We start from the raw sequence: 240 nt of genomic DNA, 5'->3' as shown, positions 1-240 counted from the left end.
CGCGTTCCGCGTCAGCGCCACATCATGGCCGACAGCACGAAGATGAACATCCGCACCAGCAGAGACGCGGTCACCACCGCGCGGGTGCTGGCCACCGACGCGCCCTCGATGGTCGGCTCGGCGAGGCAGCCCACGTACGACGCCACCAGCCCGGCGGTGCCGCCGAACACGGCCGACTTCAGCATGGCCACGCCCAAATCGGCCCAGAAATCCACGCTGTAGCCCAGCGCCGACCAGACC

General features: G+C 69.6%; 1 protein-coding gene. It reads right to left on the bottom strand.

Annotated elements, in window-relative coordinates; translation table 11 throughout:
• Positions 1-11: 11 nt before the first annotated feature.
• Positions 12-240, bottom strand: a 229-nt coding sequence (locus tag ACQG3P_RS22830; protein ID WP_426806321.1) for an ABC transporter permease, incomplete at its 5' end; no start/stop codon positions are given.

It is taken from the genome of Stenotrophomonas sp. SrG, from assembly GCF_050031795.1.
Taxonomy (GTDB): Bacteria; Pseudomonadota; Gammaproteobacteria; order Xanthomonadales; family Xanthomonadaceae; genus Stenotrophomonas; species Stenotrophomonas rhizophila_A.
The sequence above is the reverse complement of the archived record's forward strand: the minus strand, read 5'-3'. Positions and strand labels throughout refer to the sequence as shown.